Origin of the sequence: Bacillus sp. S14(2024) (assembly GCF_050473785.1) — a bacterium.
Classification (GTDB): Bacteria; Bacillota; Bacilli; order Bacillales; family Bacillaceae_G; genus Bacillus_A; species Bacillus_A yunxiaonensis.
In genome coordinates, this window is the sequence record NZ_JBFLUP010000006.1 from 4,421,531 (window position 1) to 4,441,088 (window position 19,558).

Annotated in this window: 19 protein-coding genes and 1 riboswitch; of the genes, 7 read left to right on the top strand and 12 right to left on the bottom strand. The window is 37.3% G+C overall.

Annotated features, from left to right (window positions below; translation table 11 throughout):
* Positions 1-18 precede the first annotated feature (18 nt).
* The 8 genes from AB1279_RS22320 to AB1279_RS22355 all read right to left on the bottom strand — a co-directional run bounded on the left by AB1279_RS22320 (position 19) and on the right by AB1279_RS22355 (position 8,784).
* Positions 19-921: a diacylglycerol kinase gene (locus AB1279_RS22320; RefSeq protein WP_429752673.1), complete on the bottom strand. Its 903-nt coding sequence runs from the start codon at positions 919-921 to the stop codon at positions 19-21.
* A gap of 384 nt (positions 922-1,305) precedes the next feature.
* Positions 1,306-2,736, bottom strand: coding sequence for an Asp-tRNA(Asn)/Glu-tRNA(Gln) amidotransferase subunit GatB (gene gatB, locus AB1279_RS22325; protein ID WP_429761028.1), 1,431 nt, complete (start codon positions 2,734-2,736; stop codon positions 1,306-1,308).
* Positions 2,737-2,750: 14 nt separating this feature from the next.
* The gene (gatA, locus tag AB1279_RS22330) at positions 2,751-4,208 is read right to left on the bottom strand and encodes an Asp-tRNA(Asn)/Glu-tRNA(Gln) amidotransferase subunit GatA (RefSeq protein ID WP_429761030.1); all 1,458 of its coding nucleotides are present in this window, start codon (positions 4,206-4,208) and stop codon (positions 2,751-2,753) included.
* A 15-nt stretch (positions 4,209-4,223) separates the two neighbouring features.
* Positions 4,224-4,514 carry an Asp-tRNA(Asn)/Glu-tRNA(Gln) amidotransferase subunit GatC gene (gene gatC / locus AB1279_RS22335; protein ID WP_017154187.1) on the bottom strand — a complete coding sequence of 97 codons (291 nt, stop codon included), beginning with the start codon at positions 4,512-4,514 and terminating at the stop codon, positions 4,224-4,226.
* Positions 4,515-4,690: 176 nt separating this feature from the next.
* Positions 4,691-4,942 (bottom strand): YiaA/YiaB family inner membrane protein, encoded by a 252-nt coding sequence (locus AB1279_RS22340; protein WP_429761031.1) that lies wholly within the window; start codon positions 4,940-4,942, stop codon positions 4,691-4,693.
* Between the two features lie 256 nt (positions 4,943-5,198).
* Positions 5,199-5,615 carry a GtrA family protein gene (locus tag AB1279_RS22345; protein WP_429761032.1) on the bottom strand — a complete coding sequence of 139 codons (417 nt, stop codon included), beginning with the start codon at positions 5,613-5,615 and terminating at the stop codon, positions 5,199-5,201.
* Positions 5,608-6,588 carry a glycosyltransferase family 2 protein gene (locus tag AB1279_RS22350; protein WP_429761033.1) on the bottom strand — a complete coding sequence of 327 codons (981 nt, stop codon included), beginning with the start codon at positions 6,586-6,588 and terminating at the stop codon, positions 5,608-5,610. The genes AB1279_RS22345 and AB1279_RS22350 overlap by 8 nt, the downstream gene beginning before the upstream one ends.
* A gap of 15 nt (positions 6,589-6,603) precedes the next feature.
* Positions 6,604-8,784 (bottom strand): glycosyltransferase family 39 protein, encoded by a 2,181-nt coding sequence (locus AB1279_RS22355; protein WP_429761543.1) that lies wholly within the window; start codon positions 8,782-8,784, stop codon positions 6,604-6,606.
* Positions 8,785-9,022: 238 nt separating this feature from the next.
* Here AB1279_RS22355 and AB1279_RS22360 point away from each other — a divergent pair, with 238 nt between their 5' ends.
* From AB1279_RS22360 to AB1279_RS22380, 5 genes are all read left to right on the top strand, one after another.
* On the top strand, positions 9,023-9,709 hold the full coding sequence (locus AB1279_RS22360) for a response regulator transcription factor (RefSeq protein WP_429761034.1): 687 nt from the start codon (positions 9,023-9,025) through the stop codon (positions 9,707-9,709).
* Positions 9,706-11,208, top strand: a complete 1,503-nt coding sequence (locus AB1279_RS22365; protein WP_429761036.1) for a sensor histidine kinase — start codon at positions 9,706-9,708, stop codon at positions 11,206-11,208. The genes AB1279_RS22360 and AB1279_RS22365 overlap by 4 nt, the downstream gene beginning before the upstream one ends.
* A 320-nt stretch (positions 11,209-11,528) precedes the next feature.
* On the top strand, positions 11,529-12,011 hold the full coding sequence (locus tag AB1279_RS22370) for a MarR family winged helix-turn-helix transcriptional regulator (protein WP_429761037.1): 483 nt from the start codon (positions 11,529-11,531) through the stop codon (positions 12,009-12,011).
* Positions 12,012-12,086: 75 nt separating this feature from the next.
* Positions 12,087-13,268 (top strand): ArsA family ATPase, encoded by a 1,182-nt coding sequence (locus AB1279_RS22375; protein WP_429761544.1) that lies wholly within the window; start codon positions 12,087-12,089, stop codon positions 13,266-13,268.
* The gene (locus AB1279_RS22380; protein WP_429761038.1) at positions 13,261-13,455 is read left to right on the top strand and encodes a DUF3926 domain-containing protein; all 195 of its coding nucleotides are present in this window, start codon (positions 13,261-13,263) and stop codon (positions 13,453-13,455) included. The genes AB1279_RS22375 and AB1279_RS22380 overlap by 8 nt, the downstream gene beginning before the upstream one ends.
* A 159-nt stretch (positions 13,456-13,614) precedes the next feature.
* Here the strand turns inward: AB1279_RS22380 and AB1279_RS22385 are convergent, their stop codons facing one another.
* From AB1279_RS22385 to AB1279_RS22395, 3 genes are read right to left on the bottom strand one after another with little or no spacing between them, the layout of a single operon-like run.
* The gene (locus AB1279_RS22385) at positions 13,615-14,475 is read right to left on the bottom strand and encodes a MetQ/NlpA family ABC transporter substrate-binding protein (RefSeq protein WP_429761039.1); all 861 of its coding nucleotides are present in this window, start codon (positions 14,473-14,475) and stop codon (positions 13,615-13,617) included.
* Positions 14,476-14,499: 24 nt separating this feature from the next.
* Positions 14,500-15,165 (bottom strand): methionine ABC transporter permease, encoded by a 666-nt coding sequence (locus AB1279_RS22390; protein ID WP_429761040.1) that lies wholly within the window; start codon positions 15,163-15,165, stop codon positions 14,500-14,502.
* Complete coding sequence (locus AB1279_RS22395) at positions 15,155-16,174, bottom strand: methionine ABC transporter ATP-binding protein (RefSeq protein WP_429761041.1); 1,020 nt, start codon at positions 16,172-16,174, stop codon at positions 15,155-15,157. The genes AB1279_RS22390 and AB1279_RS22395 overlap by 11 nt, the downstream gene beginning before the upstream one ends.
* 117 nt (positions 16,175-16,291) lie before the next feature.
* Positions 16,292-16,398: riboswitch (SAM riboswitch) on the bottom strand.
* A gap of 195 nt (positions 16,399-16,593) precedes the next feature.
* On the opposite strand from AB1279_RS22395, the gene AB1279_RS22400 reads away from it, so the two are divergent.
* On the top strand, positions 16,594-17,151 hold the full coding sequence (locus tag AB1279_RS22400; protein WP_429761042.1) for a cysteine hydrolase family protein: 558 nt from the start codon (positions 16,594-16,596) through the stop codon (positions 17,149-17,151).
* A 516-nt stretch (positions 17,152-17,667) separates the two neighbouring features.
* Positions 17,668-17,943 (top strand): PH domain-containing protein, encoded by a 276-nt coding sequence (locus AB1279_RS22405; RefSeq protein WP_429761044.1) that lies wholly within the window; start codon positions 17,668-17,670, stop codon positions 17,941-17,943.
* 47 nt (positions 17,944-17,990) lie between these two features.
* Here AB1279_RS22405 and pruA read toward each other — a convergent pair whose 3' ends face one another.
* On the bottom strand, positions 17,991-19,538 hold the full coding sequence (gene pruA, locus AB1279_RS22410) for an L-glutamate gamma-semialdehyde dehydrogenase (RefSeq protein WP_429761045.1): 1,548 nt from the start codon (positions 19,536-19,538) through the stop codon (positions 17,991-17,993).
* Between the last annotated feature and the right edge of the window lie 20 nt (positions 19,539-19,558).

Here is a 19,558-nt window from a genome sequence, read left to right on the forward strand (position 1 = left end):
TTTACAAAAAACTACCTTTTACAAGGTAGTTTCTTTTTGTTCTGGAATAAATAATTCCAAACAGTGATACACATTTTCAAACTCCATCGGTGCATCCCCGCCGTATTCACCATCTAAATTAATCATTAATTTTTCTGTTGAATGCACTTTAATTCGATTCGCTTGTGTATATAATACTTTCGGATTATTTATATGCTCACCGCGCTGCGCTTGTGTAGCTGCTTTAATTAAATCCGCAATCGATCCTTTTTTTAATATTAACAAATCAAACAAACCATCATTAATAGAGGCATACGGTGCTACTTTTTCAAAGCCGCCGACTGATCGTGTATTTGTAATCAAAAACATTGTAATTTCTTCTTGCAATAATTTTCCATCATATTCAATTTCTACATATGTCGGATGTAAGGATGGTAACATTTCAATACCTTTTAAATAATACGCAAGTTGTCCAAGTACTGTTTTTAACTTACTTGGTACTTCATATGTTAATTCGGTTATGCGGCCACCGCCAGCAATATTAATAAAGTATGTATCATTTGCTCTTCCAAGATCGAGAGGTACCGTTTGACCAGCACAAATGATATCGGTAGCTTCTTCGATTGAACGCGGTACACCAATCGCTCTGGCAAAGTCATTTGTCGTTCCAACTGGAATAATCCCAAACTTGGGAAGGTGTTCATTTCCAACTAAACCATTCACAACTTCATTTAACGTACCATCGCCGCCTGCTGCAATAACAACATCAAACTTTCGCTCTGCCGCTTGCCTCGCTGCCACAGTCGCATCTCCAGGGCCTGTCGTCGCATGACATGACGTTTCATACCCTGCTTTCTCTAATTTTTGTAGTACTTCTGGTAAGTTCTTCTTAAATAACTCGCGACCAGAAGTTGGATTATAAATAATTCTTGCACGTTTCATATAACATTAGCACAGGAAAACCCTCATTCATCAAAAAGGGAAAGGAATAGCCGCCAAGCATTTGCTTAGCATTCCTATGCATACCCTCCTCTCAATTCTACATATACTTCCTTAAACCTGACAAAGCATATAATTTCATTGTTAACACTAAATCAACATTTATTTCATATCATATCATGAAAAAATTACCTCTAGATTTAGATTTATCATTATTACAACCTTTTTGCAACTATCATACCATACTTAATGGAAGGCATTTTCCTTATATTTGTCAGTTAATCAAACGTTTGTTTAAACGAAATATTATTTAAACAAACGTTTGATTAACTCAGAAAAACACCCATATTTGGGTGTTTTTCTGTTTAATCTTTGTTGTTTTCCAGCTTATCGTTTATTAATCTCTTCAAGTAAGATTTTATTAACAAGCGGTGGATTTGCCTGTCCTTTTGTTGCTTTCATAATTTGACCAACTAAGAAACCAATTGCACGGTCTTTACCGTTTTTGAAGTCTTCAATAGATTGTTCGTTATTATCAAGAATCTCTGTTACGATCTGACGAAGCGCTCCTTCGTCAGAAATTTGAACAAGACCTTTTGCTTTTACGATCTCTTCTGGGTCTCCGCCTTTTTCAATTAACTCGTTAAATACTTTTTTCGCAATTTTAGACGAAATTGTGCCTTTTTCAATTAATTGGATCATTTTAGACAAACCAGCTGGTGTTAACGCTACGTCTTTTAATTCTTTTTGTTGTTTGTTTAAGTATGCTAGTACTTCACCCATTAACCAGTTTGATGTTAATTTCGCGTCTGCACCATCTGCAACTGTTGCTTCGAAGAAATCAGACATCTCTTTCGTTAATGTTAATACGTGTGCATCATAAGCTGGTAAGCCAAGCCCTTCAACATAACGTACTTTACGAGCATCTGGAAGTTCAGGAATAGAAGCACGTACGCGCTCTTTCCACTCATCATCGATGTAAAGTTCAACTAAATCTGGCTCTGGGAAGTAACGGTAATCGTCAGATCCTTCTTTTACACGCATTAAGATTGTTTTCTTCGTTGCTTCATCATAACGACGTGTTTCTTGTTGGATGATACCACCAGATAATAGTTCTTTTTCTTGACGTGCCTGTTCAAACTCAAGACCTTTTTGTACGTAAGTGAAAGAGTTTAAGTTTTTCAGTTCTGCTTTTGTACCGAATTTTTCTTGTCCAACTGGACGAAGCGAAATGTTTGCATCACAGCGAAGAGAACCTTCTTCCATCTTACAATCAGATACGCCTGTATATTGAATGATTGATTTTAGCTTTTCTAAATATGCATACGCTTCTTCTGGTGTACGCATATCTGGCTCAGATACAATTTCGATTAACGGCATACCTTGGCGATTGTAGTCTACTAATGAGTAACCTTCGCCAGTATGTGTTGATTTACCAGCATCTTCTTCTAAATGAAGACGTGTAATACCGATACGTTTCTTTTTGCCGTCTACTTCGATTTCAATCCAACCATTTTCCCCAATTGGTTTATCAAATTGAGAGATTTGATAAGCCTTCGGGTTATCTGGATAGAAATAGTTTTTACGGTCAAATTTTGTTTCTGTTGCGATTTCACAGTTTAATGCCATTGCAGCTTTCATTGCAAAGTTAACTGCTTCTTTATTTAGAGTTGGAAGCACCCCAGGATATCCTAAGTCAATTACACTTGTTTGTGTATTTGGATCAGCTCCGAATTCTGTTGGACTCGCAGAGAAAATTTTCGAATTTGTTTTTAACTCAACGTGAACCTCTAAACCGATAATTGTTTCAAAATTCATCTATGCTCGCCTCCTTACAGACTTGCTTTTTTTGTATGATAATCTGTTGCTTGCTCGAACGCATGTGCAACGCGATAAATTGTTGCTTCATCGAAGTGTTTACCAATAATTTGCAGTCCAAGAGGCATGTTGTTCGCGCCGAATCCACATGGAACAGAAATTGCTGGAACACCTGCTAAGTTTACTGGAATTGTTAAAATGTCGTTTGCATACATTGTCATTGGATCATCGATTTTTTCGCCCACTTTAAACGCTGGAGTTGGCGTTGTTGGCCCAATAATAACGTCATAGTTTGCAAATACATTTTCAAAGTCATTTTTAATTAATGTACGTACTTGTTGTGCTTTTTTGTAATATGCATCATAGTAACCAGAGCTAAGTGCAAATGTACCAAGCATAATACGACGTTTTACTTCGTCACCGAAGCCTTCGCTGCGTGTATTCTTATAAAGATCCATTAAGTTATTCACATTATCAGAACGAACGCCGTAACGTACGCCATCAAAACGTGAAAGGTTAGCAGACGCTTCAGAAGAAGAAATTAAATAGTATGCTGCTAATGCATATTTAGAGTGTGGAAGTGACACTTCTTCCCAAGTTGCGCCCATGCCTTCTAACACTTTTAAAGCAGCTAGTACAGACTCACGAGCCTCTTCGCCAACACCTTCACCTAAATATTCTTTTGGTACAGCAATACGTAAGCCTTTTACATCGCCTGTTAAACCAGCTAAGTAGTTACCAACTTCAATGCTTGCAGAAGTTGTATCCATGCGGTCAACACCTGAAATAGCTTGCAGTAAGTATGCATTGTCTTCTACTGTACGTGTAATCGGTCCAATTTGGTCAAGTGAAGATGCAAACGCAACTAAACCGAAGCGAGATACACGACCATATGTTGGTTTTAAACCAACAACGCCGCAATATGCAGCTGGTTGACGGATAGAACCACCCGTATCAGAACCTAAAGAGAATAATACTTCTCCTGCCGCTACTGCTGCTGCAGAACCACCGCTAGATCCGCCTGGAACGTAGTCTAAATTCCATGGGTTCTTTGTCGCATAAAAACCAGAGTTTTCATTAGAAGAACCCATTGCAAACTCGTCCATGTTTAATTTACCGATTGTAATTGTGTCAGCAGCGTTTAGCTTTTGCACAACTGTTGCATCGTAAATTGGATCAAAGTTTGCTAATATTTTACTCGCACAAGTTGTACGAAGACCTTTTGTTACAATGTTATCTTTTACACCAATTGGCATACCAAATAGTAAACCGTTATCTTCAGCGCCTAATTTCGCATCTAATTCTTTCGCTTTTGCACGTGCATTTTCTTCATCTAATGTAAGAAAAGCTTTTACGTTATCTTCAACATCCGCAATACGTTTGTAAGATTCGTCTACTAAATCCGTAACGGAAATTTCTTTGCTTTGTAATTTCTTATGTAACTCTGATACAGAATGATCAAATAATGACATCGAAATTCCCCTCCTCTATTCTAAAACTGCTGGAACACGGATTTGATTATCTTTGTGATCCGGTGCATTTTTTAATACTTCTTCAACTGGTAAACCTTTTTCAGGTACATCTTCACGCATAATATTCTTCATATCTAGTACGTGAGTTGTTGGTTTTACGTTTGTTGTATCTAATTCATTTAACTGCTCAGCAAATGTAACAATTGCATCGAGTTGTTTTTGAAATTTTTCTGCTTCTTGATCTGTAATTGCAAGACGTGCTAAATGCGCAACATGCTTTACATTCTCAACGGAAATTCTTGACACGGCTAGGCCACCTCCATAATATATCGTACAATCTACAATACTATTGATGATACCAAATTTTCAGTAGTTCAAGCAAGTCAACACACGGTACTTACAGGATTTTTACATAAAAAAAGAAAGGCTTCTGCCTCCCTTATCAATTTAATATATAAAATTCCATTAAACAGAGTTCATTCTTACTTCTCAATTGTTTCTTTTTTTGAAACTGGCTCATTATGGATGTTGTTTGCATTATCTTCCTCATTATCACGAATTGTTTTTTGCAGTACAAAACATGACATTGTTAGAAATAATGTACCTATTAAGTAGTATCCTTTTACACTGAGTGGTTCATCTAATGTGTAAATCCCTATGAGCATTCCAGAAAGTGCACAAACAAAAGAAGTCCATGCTAAAAATGTGAACGCTTGCGTATTTCTTCTCCTCATTGTTCTCCCCCTTGTTAGCTGACATTTATAATAGGTACATACATTACTATTCCTATTATGGATTTTTATGTAAAATATACTTCTCTTTTTATTAATCTATCACACACATTTTCTATTATAAAGCGTATTTTTTGTGTAATCTGAAAAAAATAAAAAGATAATTATTTTATACATTTTCAACTAAACATAGAATGAAAACCAATTTGAAGAATGCAAAAAAACAGATGCCTAGACCAGTTGTCAAAATAGCTGTTTTTTAATTTTCATTGGGCCCCACTCCTTTACTGCAAGAAAAACGGAACACCCAATATCGGCTTCCTATGAAATTTATTAAACTACCAATCAATGTTGCAGCCACTTTAGAAACAGCCAAAGACTGCTCTAAAGTGTCATGCATACCACTTAGTATTAGAGATACTACAACAAGACTTAAAAGATTAACGCATATAAACTTCAATGGTTCTTTTGCAACTTGTTTTCTTCCTTTTTGTTGGAACGTCCACTGTCTGTTAAGTAAGTAGCTGCTCGCTACGCCACAGCTATAGGATATCCACTGTGCCAATAAAAACGGTACCTTCCCCTTAACCAGCAACGTAAAAATCATTATATCGATACCAGTATTAAGCACACCCACTGCTAAAAATTTCAAAACTTGTATCAAACCCTTATTCATACATTACCTCATGGTTCGTAATTGACTTTTGCGTTCCCTGTTCCCCATAAAATTCTCGAACAATATATAAAGGTCTTCCTTTTGTTTCATCGTAAATCCGACCAATATATTCACCAATAACCCCAAGCATAAATAACATAAAACCGTTAAAGATTAACATAATACTAATTATAGAAGGCCAGCCTTTCATGGTTGCCTCAGTAAATATAGTAAGATATAGAACATACATAAAATATAGGAAACCCGACCCAGATAGAAATAACCCAGAATAAATCGCCAATTTCAGGGGCTTATAAGAGAAGGAAAGAATTCCATCCAAGCATAGCTTTAACATTCGCTTAAGAGGATATTTGGTTTCACCTGCCAGCCTTTCATCTCGAACATATTCAACTGCGGTTTGACGAAATCCGACCCAACTGACTAATCCTCGGACAAACCTATTATTCTCATTTAGCCGTTTCATTTCTTTACATACCTTTTGGTCCATAAGACGAAAATCTCCAGTATCCACTGGTATATCGATATCTGTGGAAGCGCGAAGCACGCGATAAAACGTGCTTGCCGACCACTTTTTAAACCATGTTTCACCCTTACGCTTGATTCGTTTTGCGTAGACTACTTCATAACCTTCTTTCCATTTTTCAATCATTTGCAAAATTAATTCAGGTGGATCCTGTAAATCAGCGTCTATGATAATAACCGCATCTCCGTTTGCATAATCCATGCCAGCTGTAATTGCAATCTGATGACCAAAATTCCGGGAAAAATCAATGAGCTTCACTGTTTTATCCCCTCTAGCAAAGTCCTTTATAATATCAGCACATTTGTCCTGACTCCCATCGTTAATGAACAGTAACTCATACGTATCATTCGTATCCTTCATGACCTTTTTCAGTCTTCGATAAGTTTCTTCAATAACTGATTCTTCGTTATACATGGGGATTATAACCGAATAACATATATTGTTTCTCATTCTCGTTCTACTCCTTTACAATGTTACTTTATATAAAGTGTTTGAGCGCCCAGGACCACCAATATTACCTCTTTCCTTGTCGCTATTTTGCGTTGTCTGCCACTCTTCAGATGGAATTTTCTTACCATTTTCCTGAATCCACTTTGTCACTTCAGAACTTCCGCGTCGCATCCCTTCATCTGAAATGAGGAAGTATTTCACTTTTCCACTTGATACTAATTTCTTTAATTTCTCAACGGTATAAACCGGATCAGAACCGGAAAATCCACCCATTGTTATGACGGATTCTCCTTTATCTATAATGTAAGGAGCTGCGGTTTGATAGCTTGTCGTGGCAAATAAATATTGTTCACCAGTATTGTTTTTCTTTAAGTATGACAAAGTTTTACTATCTAAACTCTCGCTACCCATTCCTGCTTGCTTATTTCTTGGCATTCCTGAAGGCTGCCCGTTAGCCATTGGAGCTTTCATACGATTTTCTGATGAAGTATTAGACCCATCAGCATAATCTTGTTCAGCTGGAAATCCACCACCGCCAGTTCCTTCTTTTCCATTAAATCTAGGCATCGCTCCCCCTGGGAAACCACCCATATTACCTTTACCATCTGCCGAGCTCGGTCCCGCCTGTGGTAACATACTGTTTCCACCATACGTAATTGGTGTAGCAGCCCAATACAATGGCCCAATCAACAGTATAAGTAATCCTGCAATATTTACTGCAGGAGGCAACTTTACCTTTCTATACTTAGACAGGACAAGCGCTAAAGCAAAGATTATTCCTGCAGACGCTATACCAATAGACCACCCAGCTCCAATCACATCGTCATAAGGATGGATAATGTACCATTGGAATCCCGCCGTTCCTACAACTGCTGTCGGCAATAACCAAGATTTCCAGCCAGCATTGTTTTTGTAATCCTCAAAAAGCTGTGTCCAACCGGATCCAAACAGAGCTGCAATAGGAGCTGCAAGCATAATCAAGTAATAATGATGGAAGAAACCTGCAATACTGAAGAATCCCATCGCAGGGATTAACCATACGAGCCAAAAGACTGTTTCTTTATGCTTCAACGTCATGTTATTTCTTCGTAAACCGGCCAGCAAGCTAATACTAGCAATAGCAACAAACGGAAGAAGCCAACTAGCCTGACCAGACAATTCAGACTGGAATAGACGAAATAACCCTTTCTCACCAGTCCCAAAATTAAAATTGCCGCCTATCTTGCCGCCTGGACCGCCATTATTACCTCCAGGTGGGCCACCTCTTTGAGCGCCTTGACTATTATCATCTCCGCTTATTGGAGTAACTCCATTTTCAGTGTTATCGTCCGACTTTACCCCATTGTTATCTTGAGGTGGTTGCTGTTGATTGTTCACACCGGGTGCTCCCCCACCGCCTCCTTGATTTCCTGTAAGACGCGAAATTCCATTGTAACCAAACGCTAATTCTAGAACTGAGTTTGTCTGACTGCTACCAACATATGGACGCTTATCTTTAGGAATAGCATCCACAACAACTGCCCATGAAAGGGAAATAATAAGCATGATAACTGTTGCCCCAGAGAGTAAACCAATCTTTTTCTTCCAGTTTACTTTGGCAGCCCAAACATAGAAGACATAAAAAGCCGGAAGTACCATATAAGCCTGTAGCATCTTCATATTAAAGGCCAAGCCTATTACCGCAAAGGCACCAAAGAGACTCCAAATGCTACTACGCTTCACGCTTCTAAATAAAAGCCAAGTGGCTATCAAGAGGGTAAATACAAGCATACTATCAATATTATTTGTTCGGCTCACTGCCGCTGCAATTGGTGTACATGCGAAAGCTAAAGCACCAAGTCGTGCAGCAACTAAGCCAAAAGATGGTTTTACTAAAAAATAAATGAGCAATACTGAGCCTCCCCCGGCCAATGCCTGAGGAAGAATCACACTCCAACCGTGTAAACCAAAAATATAAGCACTTATCGTTTGAATCCAAAATGTAACAGGTGGTTTATCTACCGTTACAGATCCTGCTGAATCGAGAGAAGCGAAAAAGAAATTATGAAAGTTTTTCAACATACTTGCTACCGCAGTTGTATAGTAAGTATTTGCATATTGATCGGTCCAAATGTTATATCCATTTAAAAAAATTGCCAATAAAACTATCAATATTAAAGACACATCTAATCGTCCTTTTAACCTTGAAAACACGATATTACAACTCCTTCATCATTTTATATTTTGAACTAGGCCATGGCTGTATTATCATCCTTTCACCTGAAATGGACTTGAGTATAAGCTGAAAGTTTCCTGAATACGTAAAATCCTTTTAATATTAAGGATTAAGTAAGAAGAAATAAAAAATTGCCACTGCTAATTTAGACTACTTTCAGCAAACTTTCAGCATAATCGTAGATAATAGTAATAATTACAGACAGGGGGCGTGAAAAAGATGAATTCTCTTAAAGGAATTAAAATACTGTTAGTAGATGACGAACCACACATCTTACAATTTTTAGAGATAGGATTAATGAACGAAGGATATGAGGTAAAAAAAGCTACTGATGGAATAAGCGCTATTAACTTGGCACAAGAATTTCAGCCACATGTAGCAATCTTAGATGTAATGATGCCCGGCATCGACGGATTTGAAGTGTGTCGTATGATTAAAAAGAGCGGTTCTCACACTTCCGTTATCATGCTTACTGCAAAAGACGAAGTGGATGATCGGGTGAAGGGACTAACGTTAGGAGCAGATGACTATGTCATAAAGCCATTCAGTTTCGATGAATTACTCGCTCGTATACATGCTCGTCTTCGCAACCAATTTCCAAGTCTATTCGGGGAGGTCATTTATGGACCATTTAAGGTGGATGATCGTAGGAAAGAATTACTATTTAACGGCAAAATATTAGAACTTTCCCCAACGGAATATGAGCTTCTTAAATACATTGTAATCAACCATGGAATTGTATTAAGCAAGGGAATGATACTCGATAAGGTATGGGGCTATGATTTTCAAGGAGATGAAAATATTGTAGAGGTGTATATTCGCTCACTCCGAGAAAAATTAAAAGATAAGGAACACCGACTCATTCGCACGATTAGAGGAGCAGGTTACCGTGTGGATTTACCATGATTAGACGTGTTACTTCTTTTATAAAAAAGGGGATTTTCCCCCGCTCTCTGCGTCTTCAACTTCTAACGCGAACATTATTTATTTTATCTCTTATTCTTTTGAGTATTGGCCTTTTGCAATATTGGGTAATGAAGGACTTTCTATATAGCAATGAAGCTGAAACATTAAGGGCAAAGCTAATGTCTTTACCGCCAGAAATAGGTTTACTTCCCTTTGATTCGCAAAATAAAGTAGAAAACCATCCTGAACCTAACAAACCAAAATTCCTGTTTTCACAAGATATTTCACTTGCAGTTATCAGAAAAGATGGTAGTTATAAAGATTTAGCAAGGAACATTGGAATGTCCTCTCCAAAGCTTTCAAACGAGGATTATACAAAAATACTTGAGCAATTCTCAAGCCACAAACGAATCGACTATAGAGTGGTACATAACAAGGAAGGAACCGAACAGTTAGTAGTGTTCAGACCCATTGGAGGTACTCCTGCTGGCCCGGATCACAATTTAAATCAAGCTCCTGATTATATTATTCAAATCGGAACGGATACCGCTCCTTTACGTGCTGTCCTATTTCAACAACTGCTCACGTTCATTGTTCTATCTGGACTAGCTCTAATTGCTGGCTTATCACTATATTTACCGATTCTGAAAAAAACACTCGTTCCCCTTTCTAACATTGTAAATGCAGTGAAGAATACAAATGCAGGCAATTTAGCTGAACGCCTACCTACACAACAAGGGCAAGAGGAAATTGACCGTTTATCAGAAACGTATAACGGCATGCTAGAGCGATTGGAAGCATCCTTTGAACATGAAAGAGAAACAAAAGAGCAAATGAGGCGTTTTATCGCTGACGCTTCTCATGAACTAAGGACACCGCTTACGTCAATTCATGGTTTCTTAGAAGTGTTATTGCGAGGTGCAGCAGATCGTCCTGAGCAGCTCTATAGTGCTTTAAATAGCATGCATGGCGAATCAAAGCGCATCATCAAGCTAGTGGAAGACTTATTATTTCTTGCGAAGATGGACCGCGAACCCGGGCTGCATTTATCAGAAACCAATCTTACTAAACTTATTCGGCAGATGGCGCCGCAATTAAGCGTTTTGGGGGGCGATCGAAAGATAACATATGATCTGACAGAAGGTATAAAGGGAGATTATGATACCGATAAAATCAAACAAGTGATCTTAAACTTATTTCACAATGCAGTTCAACATACCGACCCCATTACGGGGAAAATAACAATCTCTTTAATGACCATGGACAACCAAGTGGAACTGTCAATCCAGGATAATGGTTCCGGCATAAAAACAGAAAACCTTTCCTATATATTTGACCGTTTTTATCGAATAGATAGCTCTCGAACAAGACAGTACGGCGGGGCTGGTCTAGGTCTTGCTATTACTCAAACGATTGTTCACGTACATGGCGGAACAGTAGTTGTAAAGAGCAAAGTTGGCGAAGGAACTGCATTTTTTGTTTATCTTCCGTTAACATAAGCTATCGCTATTCTTTTTAAAGTTATAATTTATTACAAAAAAGGAGAGGACTATAACACTCTCCTTTTTCTGAAACGTACCTTCACTCTTATGAAGAAAAATCCCTTCAAAGTACTCATACTTCTATCACTTAGTAACTTTTCATTGAATTGAACCAACCTAGGGTGAAATATCATACAAAGCAGCTCTTCCTCTCTTATTGCTTTACTTCTCCTTATAAATAGACTTAAAAATCCAAATAAACATTTGACATTTATTACTATCCAACATAAAATGAAAATAAATATTACGAACCTCGAAATATACGGGAGTGGAAATAATTGCTGCAATACGAACATTTTTTAGATTTACTGCTCGATAACGCCAAGAAGCTTTTCTATCCAGAAGAATGGGTAAGCCTTGATTTATCACTTTCAAAAACAGAAGTATTCTGTCTGTTATGGATGGAGCGAAATACAGACATTACGATGAGTAAAATTTCAGAACTTCTCGATATTCCAATGAGTACAACGACAGGTGTCGTCAATCGTCTCGTAAAAAAAGGATATATTGAGCGCTACCGAAATGAAAGTGATCGTCGTATTGTATTGATTCGTTTAACGGAAACTGGCCTAGAGCTTGTAGAAGAAGTAAAGCAAAATGCGGCTCATTACTTTAACATTGTAACAGAAGCGCTATCTGAAGAAGAAAAAGCATTTTTACTGCAAATCTTCCAAAAAATAATGAATCACATCGCTACATCACAACAAAAAACAGAAGAAAAACTTACTTCACCTAAAATGAAAAACATTCCGATTGAATAGGCCCCATTGCGGGTTTTTATTCAAACATATATTTCGACTCTCGTAATATTCGACTACCGAAACAAAGGGGATATGATGATGAGAATTATTTTGTACACAGGTAAAGGCGGCGTAGGAAAAACAAGTATTTCAGCAGCAACAGCAATGCAAAGTGCAAAACAAGGGTTAAAAACGTTAGTCATGAGTACAGACCCTGCACATAGCTTAGGAGATTCCTTTGGAATGAAACTGTCTTCAGAACCACAAGAAATCCGTGAAAACCTATGGGCACAAGAAATTAATACAATCTATGAAATGGAAAAGGGCTGGGGAAAACTACAAAAGTATATTACATTACTGTTTACATCAAAAGCAGCTGATGATATTACTACAGAGGAATTAACAATGTTTCCTGGTATGGAAGATTTAATTAGCTTACTTCGTGTACTCGATTACTATAAAAAAGAAACGTACGACGTTATTATTATCGACTGCGCACCGACAGGAGAAACGCTTGCCATGTTAAGCTTCCCTGATATGCTCGGCTGGTGGATGGAAAAACTCTTTCCAATTAAACGTAAAGTATTAAAAGTTGTACGTCCTGTTGCTCAGCCGCTTCTTGGGGTCCCTCTTCCTACCGATGATGTCATGGGCGAATTAACCCATACTCTCGAACAGCTCGGTGAAATGAGAGATATTTTATCAAACCGAGAAGTAACAAGTATTCGTGTTGTTGTAAATCCAGAAAAAATGGTTATTAAAGAAGCACAGCGCAGCTTCACATATTTAAACTTATATGACTACAATGTTGATGCCATCATGATTAATCGCGTCATTCCTGACACGGTCACAGACCCTTATTTTCAGGCCTGGAAAGATACACAAAAAAAATATAAAGCATTGATTCAAGATAGTTTTCAGCCGCTTCCTATTTATGAAGCACCAATGTTTGAACAAGAAGTAGTTGGTTTATCTATGTTAGAGCGTGTTGGCGATGCTTTATTTAAAAATGATTCTAATCCAACTGCCGTGAAATTCAACGGACGGACGCAATATGTAACAAAGAACGGGGACGAATATATTTTTGTTCTTTCCATCCCATTCTCTGATAAAAGTGAACTCTCTTTAAATCAAAAAGGTGACGAACTTATTATTCGCGCTGGTTCCGTCAAACGAAACATTACCTTACCAAAAACATTGACGCATTTGTCCATTCAAGGAGCAAAATTTGAAGGTGATGTACTCAACATTCGATTTGGAGGTGTTGTTCATGCGTGAAGATTTATTGCGGAAAATAATTCGGACGAAAATTGAGATTGGAGCGTATGTGATAAACGAATTACCTGCCCCGCTTCAGCAGCGAGCAAACGAGGTGCTGAACATGTTTCATGAAGAACTCACTTCTTATATAAAGGAACAGAAACAACCTGCGGAAACCTCTTTAAAGCGTGTGACCATTGAATAAATATATAAGAAGAGACTAGGAAAAATCCTAGTCTCTTCTATATTATTATACCTAACATATATTTCACAGAATTGAGGGTACAAAATTAGGGTATCGTCGTCTGTTAGGCACTATATGTTAAACTAACTATCAGCGGGGGCCAGCTGATAGTAGTTAAACTCAATTTGATTTCACAATCTTCTCAATCTCTTTCAATGGAAGATTCACAGAAATAGATCCGCCATTTGTTTCTTTCTTTAGTGCTTCTTCTACTTCTTTAGAGTGATACAATTCAATAATCTTTTTGTATGTTGCGTTATCTTTGTCTTTCGTACGAGCAGCAAAAATGTTTAAGTATGGTTTGGCACTATCATTCTTTGGATCTTCTAAGAAAATAGCATCTTTCACTGGATTAAGATTTGCTTGCCCTGCTACACCATTGTTAATAACGGATGCTGCTACGTCTTTTAGTACGCGTGGTGTTTGCTGCGCTACAACCGGTGTGATTTTTAATTTTTTTGGATTTTCAGTAATACCACTTGGATCACCAAATAAACCAAAATCTTTTTTCAGTTTTAATAATCCAGCTGCATCGAGAAGTTTTAACGCACGAGCTTGGTTTGTTGGATCATTCGGAATTGCAATCTCTGCACCGTTTGGAATTTCACTTGGTTTCTTATACTTTTCTGAGAATAAGCCCATCGGTGCAATTTGTGTTGTACCAATGGCTGTAATGTCTAATTTATGCTCTTTTTTAAACTGCTCTAAAAAAGCAATATGTTGAAATGCATTTAGTTCAATGTCTCCATCTGCTAGTGCTTTATTAGGTGTCGTATAGTCAGAGAACTCAACTAACTTAATTTGAATTCCTTCTTTTTCAGCTTTCTTTTTGAGAATATTCCATGATTCTCCATCCGTTCCTGTTACACCGATGCGAACGACTTTTTCCTTCGCTGCTGCTTCTTTTGAATCCTTACCGCAACCACTTAATACCGATACACTCACAATCGCCGACAATGCAAATGCTAATAATTTTTTCATTTCATTTCCCTCTTTTCTTCTGTTTTATGATCTACGTAAAAATCTCTTTGCAAAATAATTTCCTAAGTTTTGTGCAACTTGCACAAGAAGAATTAATAATACAACTGTTACAAACATCACGGATGTATCAAAACGCTGATAACCGTATGTCATCGACAAGTCGCCAAGACCACCACCGCCAACGAGACCGGCAACTGCTGAAAATTCGATTAACGCAACTGTCATAAACGTAATCCCTAAAATTAATGGGGCTAACGCTTCTGGAACGAGAATCTCACAAACAATTCTTAGCGGAGAAGCCCCCATCGCTTGAGCTGCCTCAATAACTCCTTTCGGAACAGAAACAAGATTTGTTTCTACCATCCTTGCAATCCCAATAGAAGCAACAAGCGTCATTGGAAAAATTGCAGCTGCTGTTCCAATCGTTGTTCCAATAACAGCACGCGTCACAGGACTAAGAGCTACTAAAAAGATAATGAACGGAATAGGACGAATCGTATTAATAATAATATTAAGGATAGAAAAGACCAGTTTATTTTCTAAAAAGTTACCTTTTCTTGTCACATATAAAAGTAAACCTATGGGTATACCAAGAATTGTAGCGAATATAAGGGTAGCAATAACCATTAATACCGTATCCCCAGTCGCATCTACAATCCGCGGCCAAAATGTACTCCAATCAACTCGCATGACTTTCAACCTCCTTCAACTGCACTTGCAAGCGTAGATGTTGAAGCGCCTTCTGAATCTCTTTCGTCTCTCCTTGTAGTTCAACGAGAAGATTACCAAATAAAATACCTTGTAATTCAATAATATTTCCATAAAGTACATTTACATCAACGTTATAATGTTTGGCAATATAAGATAATAGCGGCTGTCCTGTTGCTTCACCAGTAAATGTTATACGATAAATGAGGCCTCCATTTTGAATTTTAGCAGTCACGCTCTCTGGTAAGTGGTCATTAATAACAGACCTTACGAAGTTTTGTGTCGTTTTTGTGTTCGGTCTTGTAAATACATCAAAAATCGTGCCTTCTTCAATCACCTTTCCCTTTTCCATAACAGCAACCCGGTGGCAAATTTCTTTTACAACATGCATCTCATGTGTAATGAGAAGAATCGTAACTTTATATTCTTTATTTACCTTTTGTAATAGATTTAAAATTTCTGACGTTGTCTCTGGATCCAATGCTGATGTAGCTTCATCACAAATTAGTACATCTGGGTATGTAGCAAGTGCTCTTGCGATGCCAACGCGTTGCTTTTGTCCTCCGGATAATTGCTCTGGATAATAATTTGCCTTATCTTCTAATCCGACAAATTGTAATAATTCTGTTACTCGCCTTTTAATTTCACTCTTTGGTAACTTCGCTAATTTGAGTGGATAGGCAATATTTCCATATACTGTTCGTGAATTGAACAAATTAAAGCTTTGAAAGATCATTCCAATTCTTTGACGCAACTGTCGTAACTCTTTTGTCGATAACGATGTAATGTCTTTCCCATCAATGGACACAACACCTGATGTCGGGCGCTCTAACATATTAACTAAACGTAAAAGTGTACTTTTCCCGGCGCCACTAAAACCGATAATACCAAAAATTTCACCTTGCTCAATCGTTAAGGATACATCTTCTACCGCATGTACAGATTGACCGCTCGACTCATACACTTTACTCACTCTGTCGAATGAAATCATCCTGTTCCCTCCTATTCGCTATAACAACTCTAAGTCATTCTTGAGGCAAATAAAAAATGCCCTTCTTCTTATCCAATTTCATAAGAAGAAGAGCATTTGAATATACAGGCTCACATCTTCTTATCTTCCAAGCTTCAAAGAGCTTGCTGGAATTAGCACGGTATTCAAAAGAATCCGTTGCTGAGGTATCATAGGGCCAGTCCCTCCACCTCTCTGGATAAGAATTCATATCGATTTAGTTGTCATTTAATTAATTTTCATTATAAAACTCTGAAAAGTAAGAGTCAACGGAAATATTAAACTTTTCAGTTTTAATTTATTGTAAATTTCTTTATCTCACATTTTTCTACAAGGAAAACTCTCTAAAATAATGGAATAATTAAACGAACACAAAATCAAAACTGGAGGCTGTAACTGAAATGAAAACTGCTCTTTTACTCGTTGATATCCAAAACGATTATTTTCCAAACGGAAAGATGGAACTGCGAAATGCTAGCGAAGCAAGTGAATATGCAAAACGCATACTTCAACATTTCCGTGAAACAAATCAGCCTATTTTTCATATCCAGCATGTTTCCACACGCAAAAATGCAACATTTTTTCTTCCAAATACAGAAGGTATACACATTCATGAGAATGTTCGTCCTTTGCTGCAAGAAACAGTCATATTGAAACATTATCCAAATAGTTTTCGAGAAACTTCTCTATTCCAAGAATTACAAGATTTACAGATTGAACAAGTTATTATATGCGGCATGATGACTCATATGTGCATTGATGCTACAGTACGAGCTGCCTTTGATTTTGGCTTTACATGTACATTGATACATGATGCATGTGCAACGAAAGACTTAATCTTTAAAAATGTTTCTATTCCAGCTGTATATATTCACAATACAATTCTAGCTTCCTTAAACGAAGTATACGCTGAGATAATTAGTACAGAAGAATTTTTAAAGCGCGAAAAATCCCTTTAGACTTAACGAGGATATTAAAAAAGCCTACTTCGACACAAAAAGAAAATAATTATCCATCATACATGGTTAATTGGGACAAACACCCTTTCAAATTACAATATAAATTCGTATTCTAGCACATTTTTAATTCCTATAACTCTACGTTCTTATCAAGATGCATAAAAAGAAACACCGCCTTCAGCGAGCAAACTGAAAGCGGTGTCTTCTTGTCTAATCATAGATTTTCCTTCAAATTGTATTATACAGGAAATTTATAAAATTTATACAAAGAAATATGACGAATGGATAAATTTTTCTAACCATTTTGTGTGTTTTTATTTAAATTAAGCAAAAAAATCCAAAATGAGGTAAATTAATGAAGAAAGAGGTGCAACTAATGAAATTTCCAATTCAACGAAATCCATTATTTCCCTTACTCATTATTGCATTATGCCCAATACCTTTTATTCTCTTTTTTAATGAAAAGCTGATATAAGCTCTATTATAATAGATATTATCATTTTACCTATTATACTTATGCTTCTATGGGCATTATTTCATTCTTATCACAAGATTACGAATACACATCTCGTTGCTGTATTTGGCTTTGTCAAAATTATGATTCCACTTCAAAAAATAACTAACATCAGATATACATACAACTTACTTTCCGCTCCCGCCTGGACGTTTAAACGATTAGAAATTACTTATAGCAATTATGATATAGCACTCATATCATTACCAAAAAACCCCGATTTATTTATAGAAAAAATACAAGAAAAATGTCCACTTCTCCAAAATCATTCTATTTAATACACAAAAAGCCCTTCTCGTAACTGAGAAGGGCTTTCTTATACTTCTTATAGAGTTTCAGAAGTAGTTTTTGCTTGCATATGAAGTGCTAAGTAGTCAGGGCCACCAGCTTTAGAGTCTGTACCAGACATGTTAAAGCCACCGAATGGTTGGTAACCTACGATTGCACCAGTACATCCACGGTTGAAGTATAAGTTACCAACGTGGAAGTCTTCACGTGCTTTTTCAATATGTTCACGGTTATTAGAAACAACAGCTCCCGTTAAACCGTATTCTGTATTGTTCGCAATTGCAAGTGCATGATCAAAGTCTTTTGCTTTGCAGAATGCTACAACTGGTCCGAAGATTTCTTCTTTCATAAGACGAGCATCTTCTGCAACGTCAGCAATGATTGTTGGCTTGATGAACCAACCTTTAGAATCATCACCTTCGCCACCTGCTACAAGTTTACCTTCTTCTTTACCAATAGCAACGTAGCTCATTACTTTATCAAATGCAGCTTGATCATTAACTGGTCCCATATTTGTACCTTGTAAAGCTGGGTTTCCTACAGTTAATTCATTTGTTAATTCAATTGCACGATTTAATACGTGATCGTATACATCTTCATGGATTACCGCACGAGAACATGCAGAACATTTTTGTCCTGAGAAACCAAATGCAGATGCAACGATAGATTTTGCTGCTAATTCAAGATCTGCTTCTTTATCAACAACGATTGTATCTTTACCGCCCATTTCAGCGATAACACGTTTTAACCAAATTTGTCCTGGATTTACTTTCGCTGCACGCTCATAAATACGGATACCTACATCACGAGATCCAGTGAAGCTAACGAAACGTGTACGAGGGTGATCTACTAAGTAGTCACCAACTTCAGAACCATTACCTGGAACGAAGTTTACTACGCCGGCTGGTAAGCCAGCTTCTTCTAATACTTCCATAAACTTCGCTGCTACTACAGGAGTTGTACTAGCTGGTTTTAGTAATACTGTGTTACCAGAAACTAAAGCAGCTGTTGTCATCCCTGCCATAATTGCGAATGGGAAGTTCCATGGAGAAATGATAACACCTACTCCTAATGGAATGTAAGAGAAACGATTATATTCAATTGGACGGCTTTCTACTGGAATACCGTCTTTTAATTTCAACATTTGACGACCATAATACTCCATGAAGTCGATTGCTTCTGCTGTATCAGCATCTGCCTCATTCCATGGTTTACCTGCTTCTTTTACAAGAATAGCAGAGAACTCATGCTTTCTACGACGAACGATTGCTGCAGCACGGAATAAAATGTCTGCACGCATTTCTGGTTTTGACTTTCTCCAAGTTTGGAATGTTTCATCCGCTACTTGCATTGCTTTTTCAGCTAACTCACGGCTTGCTTTTGAAACACGACCAACAAGTTCCTCTTTATTTGCAGGGTTTACAGAAACAATTTTGTCTTCTGTAGTGATTTTTTCTCCCCCAATAATTAATGGATAGTCTTGTCCAAGATAAGATTCTACTTTCTTTAAACCTTCTTCAAACGCTAATTTGTTAGCCTCTACTGAAAAATCTGTAAATGGCTCATGTTTGTATGCTACTACCATTATTTTAGCCTCCCCTTAGA

Bases quoted from the DNA above. Each gene is read 5' to 3' on its own strand.
- AB1279_RS22320 (WP_429752673.1), bottom strand. From the start codon at position 921: ATGAAACGTGCAAGAATTATTTATAATCCAACTTCTGGTCGCGAGTTA.
- gatB (WP_429761028.1), bottom strand. From the start codon at position 2,736: ATGAATTTTGAAACAATTATCGGTTTAGAGGTTCACGTTGAGTTAAAA.
- gatA (WP_429761030.1), bottom strand. From the start codon at position 4,208: ATGTCATTATTTGATCATTCTGTATCAGAGTTACATAAGAAATTACAA.
- AB1279_RS22340 (WP_429761031.1), bottom strand. From the start codon at position 4,942: ATGAGGAGAAGAAATACGCAAGCGTTCACATTTTTAGCATGGACTTCT.
- AB1279_RS22345 (WP_429761032.1), bottom strand. From the start codon at position 5,615: ATGAATAAGGGTTTGATACAAGTTTTGAAATTTTTAGCAGTGGGTGTG.
- AB1279_RS22350 (WP_429761033.1), bottom strand. From the start codon at position 6,588: ATGAGAAACAATATATGTTATTCGGTTATAATCCCCATGTATAACGAA.
- AB1279_RS22360 (WP_429761034.1), top strand. From the start codon at position 9,023: ATGAATTCTCTTAAAGGAATTAAAATACTGTTAGTAGATGACGAACCA.
- AB1279_RS22365 (WP_429761036.1), top strand. From the start codon at position 9,706: ATGATTAGACGTGTTACTTCTTTTATAAAAAAGGGGATTTTCCCCCGC.
- AB1279_RS22375 (WP_429761544.1), top strand. From the start codon at position 12,087: ATGATGAGAATTATTTTGTACACAGGTAAAGGCGGCGTAGGAAAAACA.
- AB1279_RS22380 (WP_429761038.1), top strand. From the start codon at position 13,261: ATGCGTGAAGATTTATTGCGGAAAATAATTCGGACGAAAATTGAGATT.
- AB1279_RS22385 (WP_429761039.1), bottom strand. From the start codon at position 14,475: ATGAAAAAATTATTAGCATTTGCATTGTCGGCGATTGTGAGTGTATCG.
- AB1279_RS22390 (WP_429761040.1), bottom strand. From the start codon at position 15,165: ATGCGAGTTGATTGGAGTACATTTTGGCCGCGGATTGTAGATGCGACT.
- AB1279_RS22395 (WP_429761041.1), bottom strand. From the start codon at position 16,174: ATGATTTCATTCGACAGAGTGAGTAAAGTGTATGAGTCGAGCGGTCAA.
- AB1279_RS22400 (WP_429761042.1), top strand. From the start codon at position 16,594: ATGAAAACTGCTCTTTTACTCGTTGATATCCAAAACGATTATTTTCCA.
- AB1279_RS22405 (WP_429761044.1), top strand. From the start codon at position 17,668: ATGCTTCTATGGGCATTATTTCATTCTTATCACAAGATTACGAATACA.
- pruA (WP_429761045.1), bottom strand. From the start codon at position 19,538: ATGGTAGTAGCATACAAACATGAGCCATTTACAGATTTTTCAGTAGAG.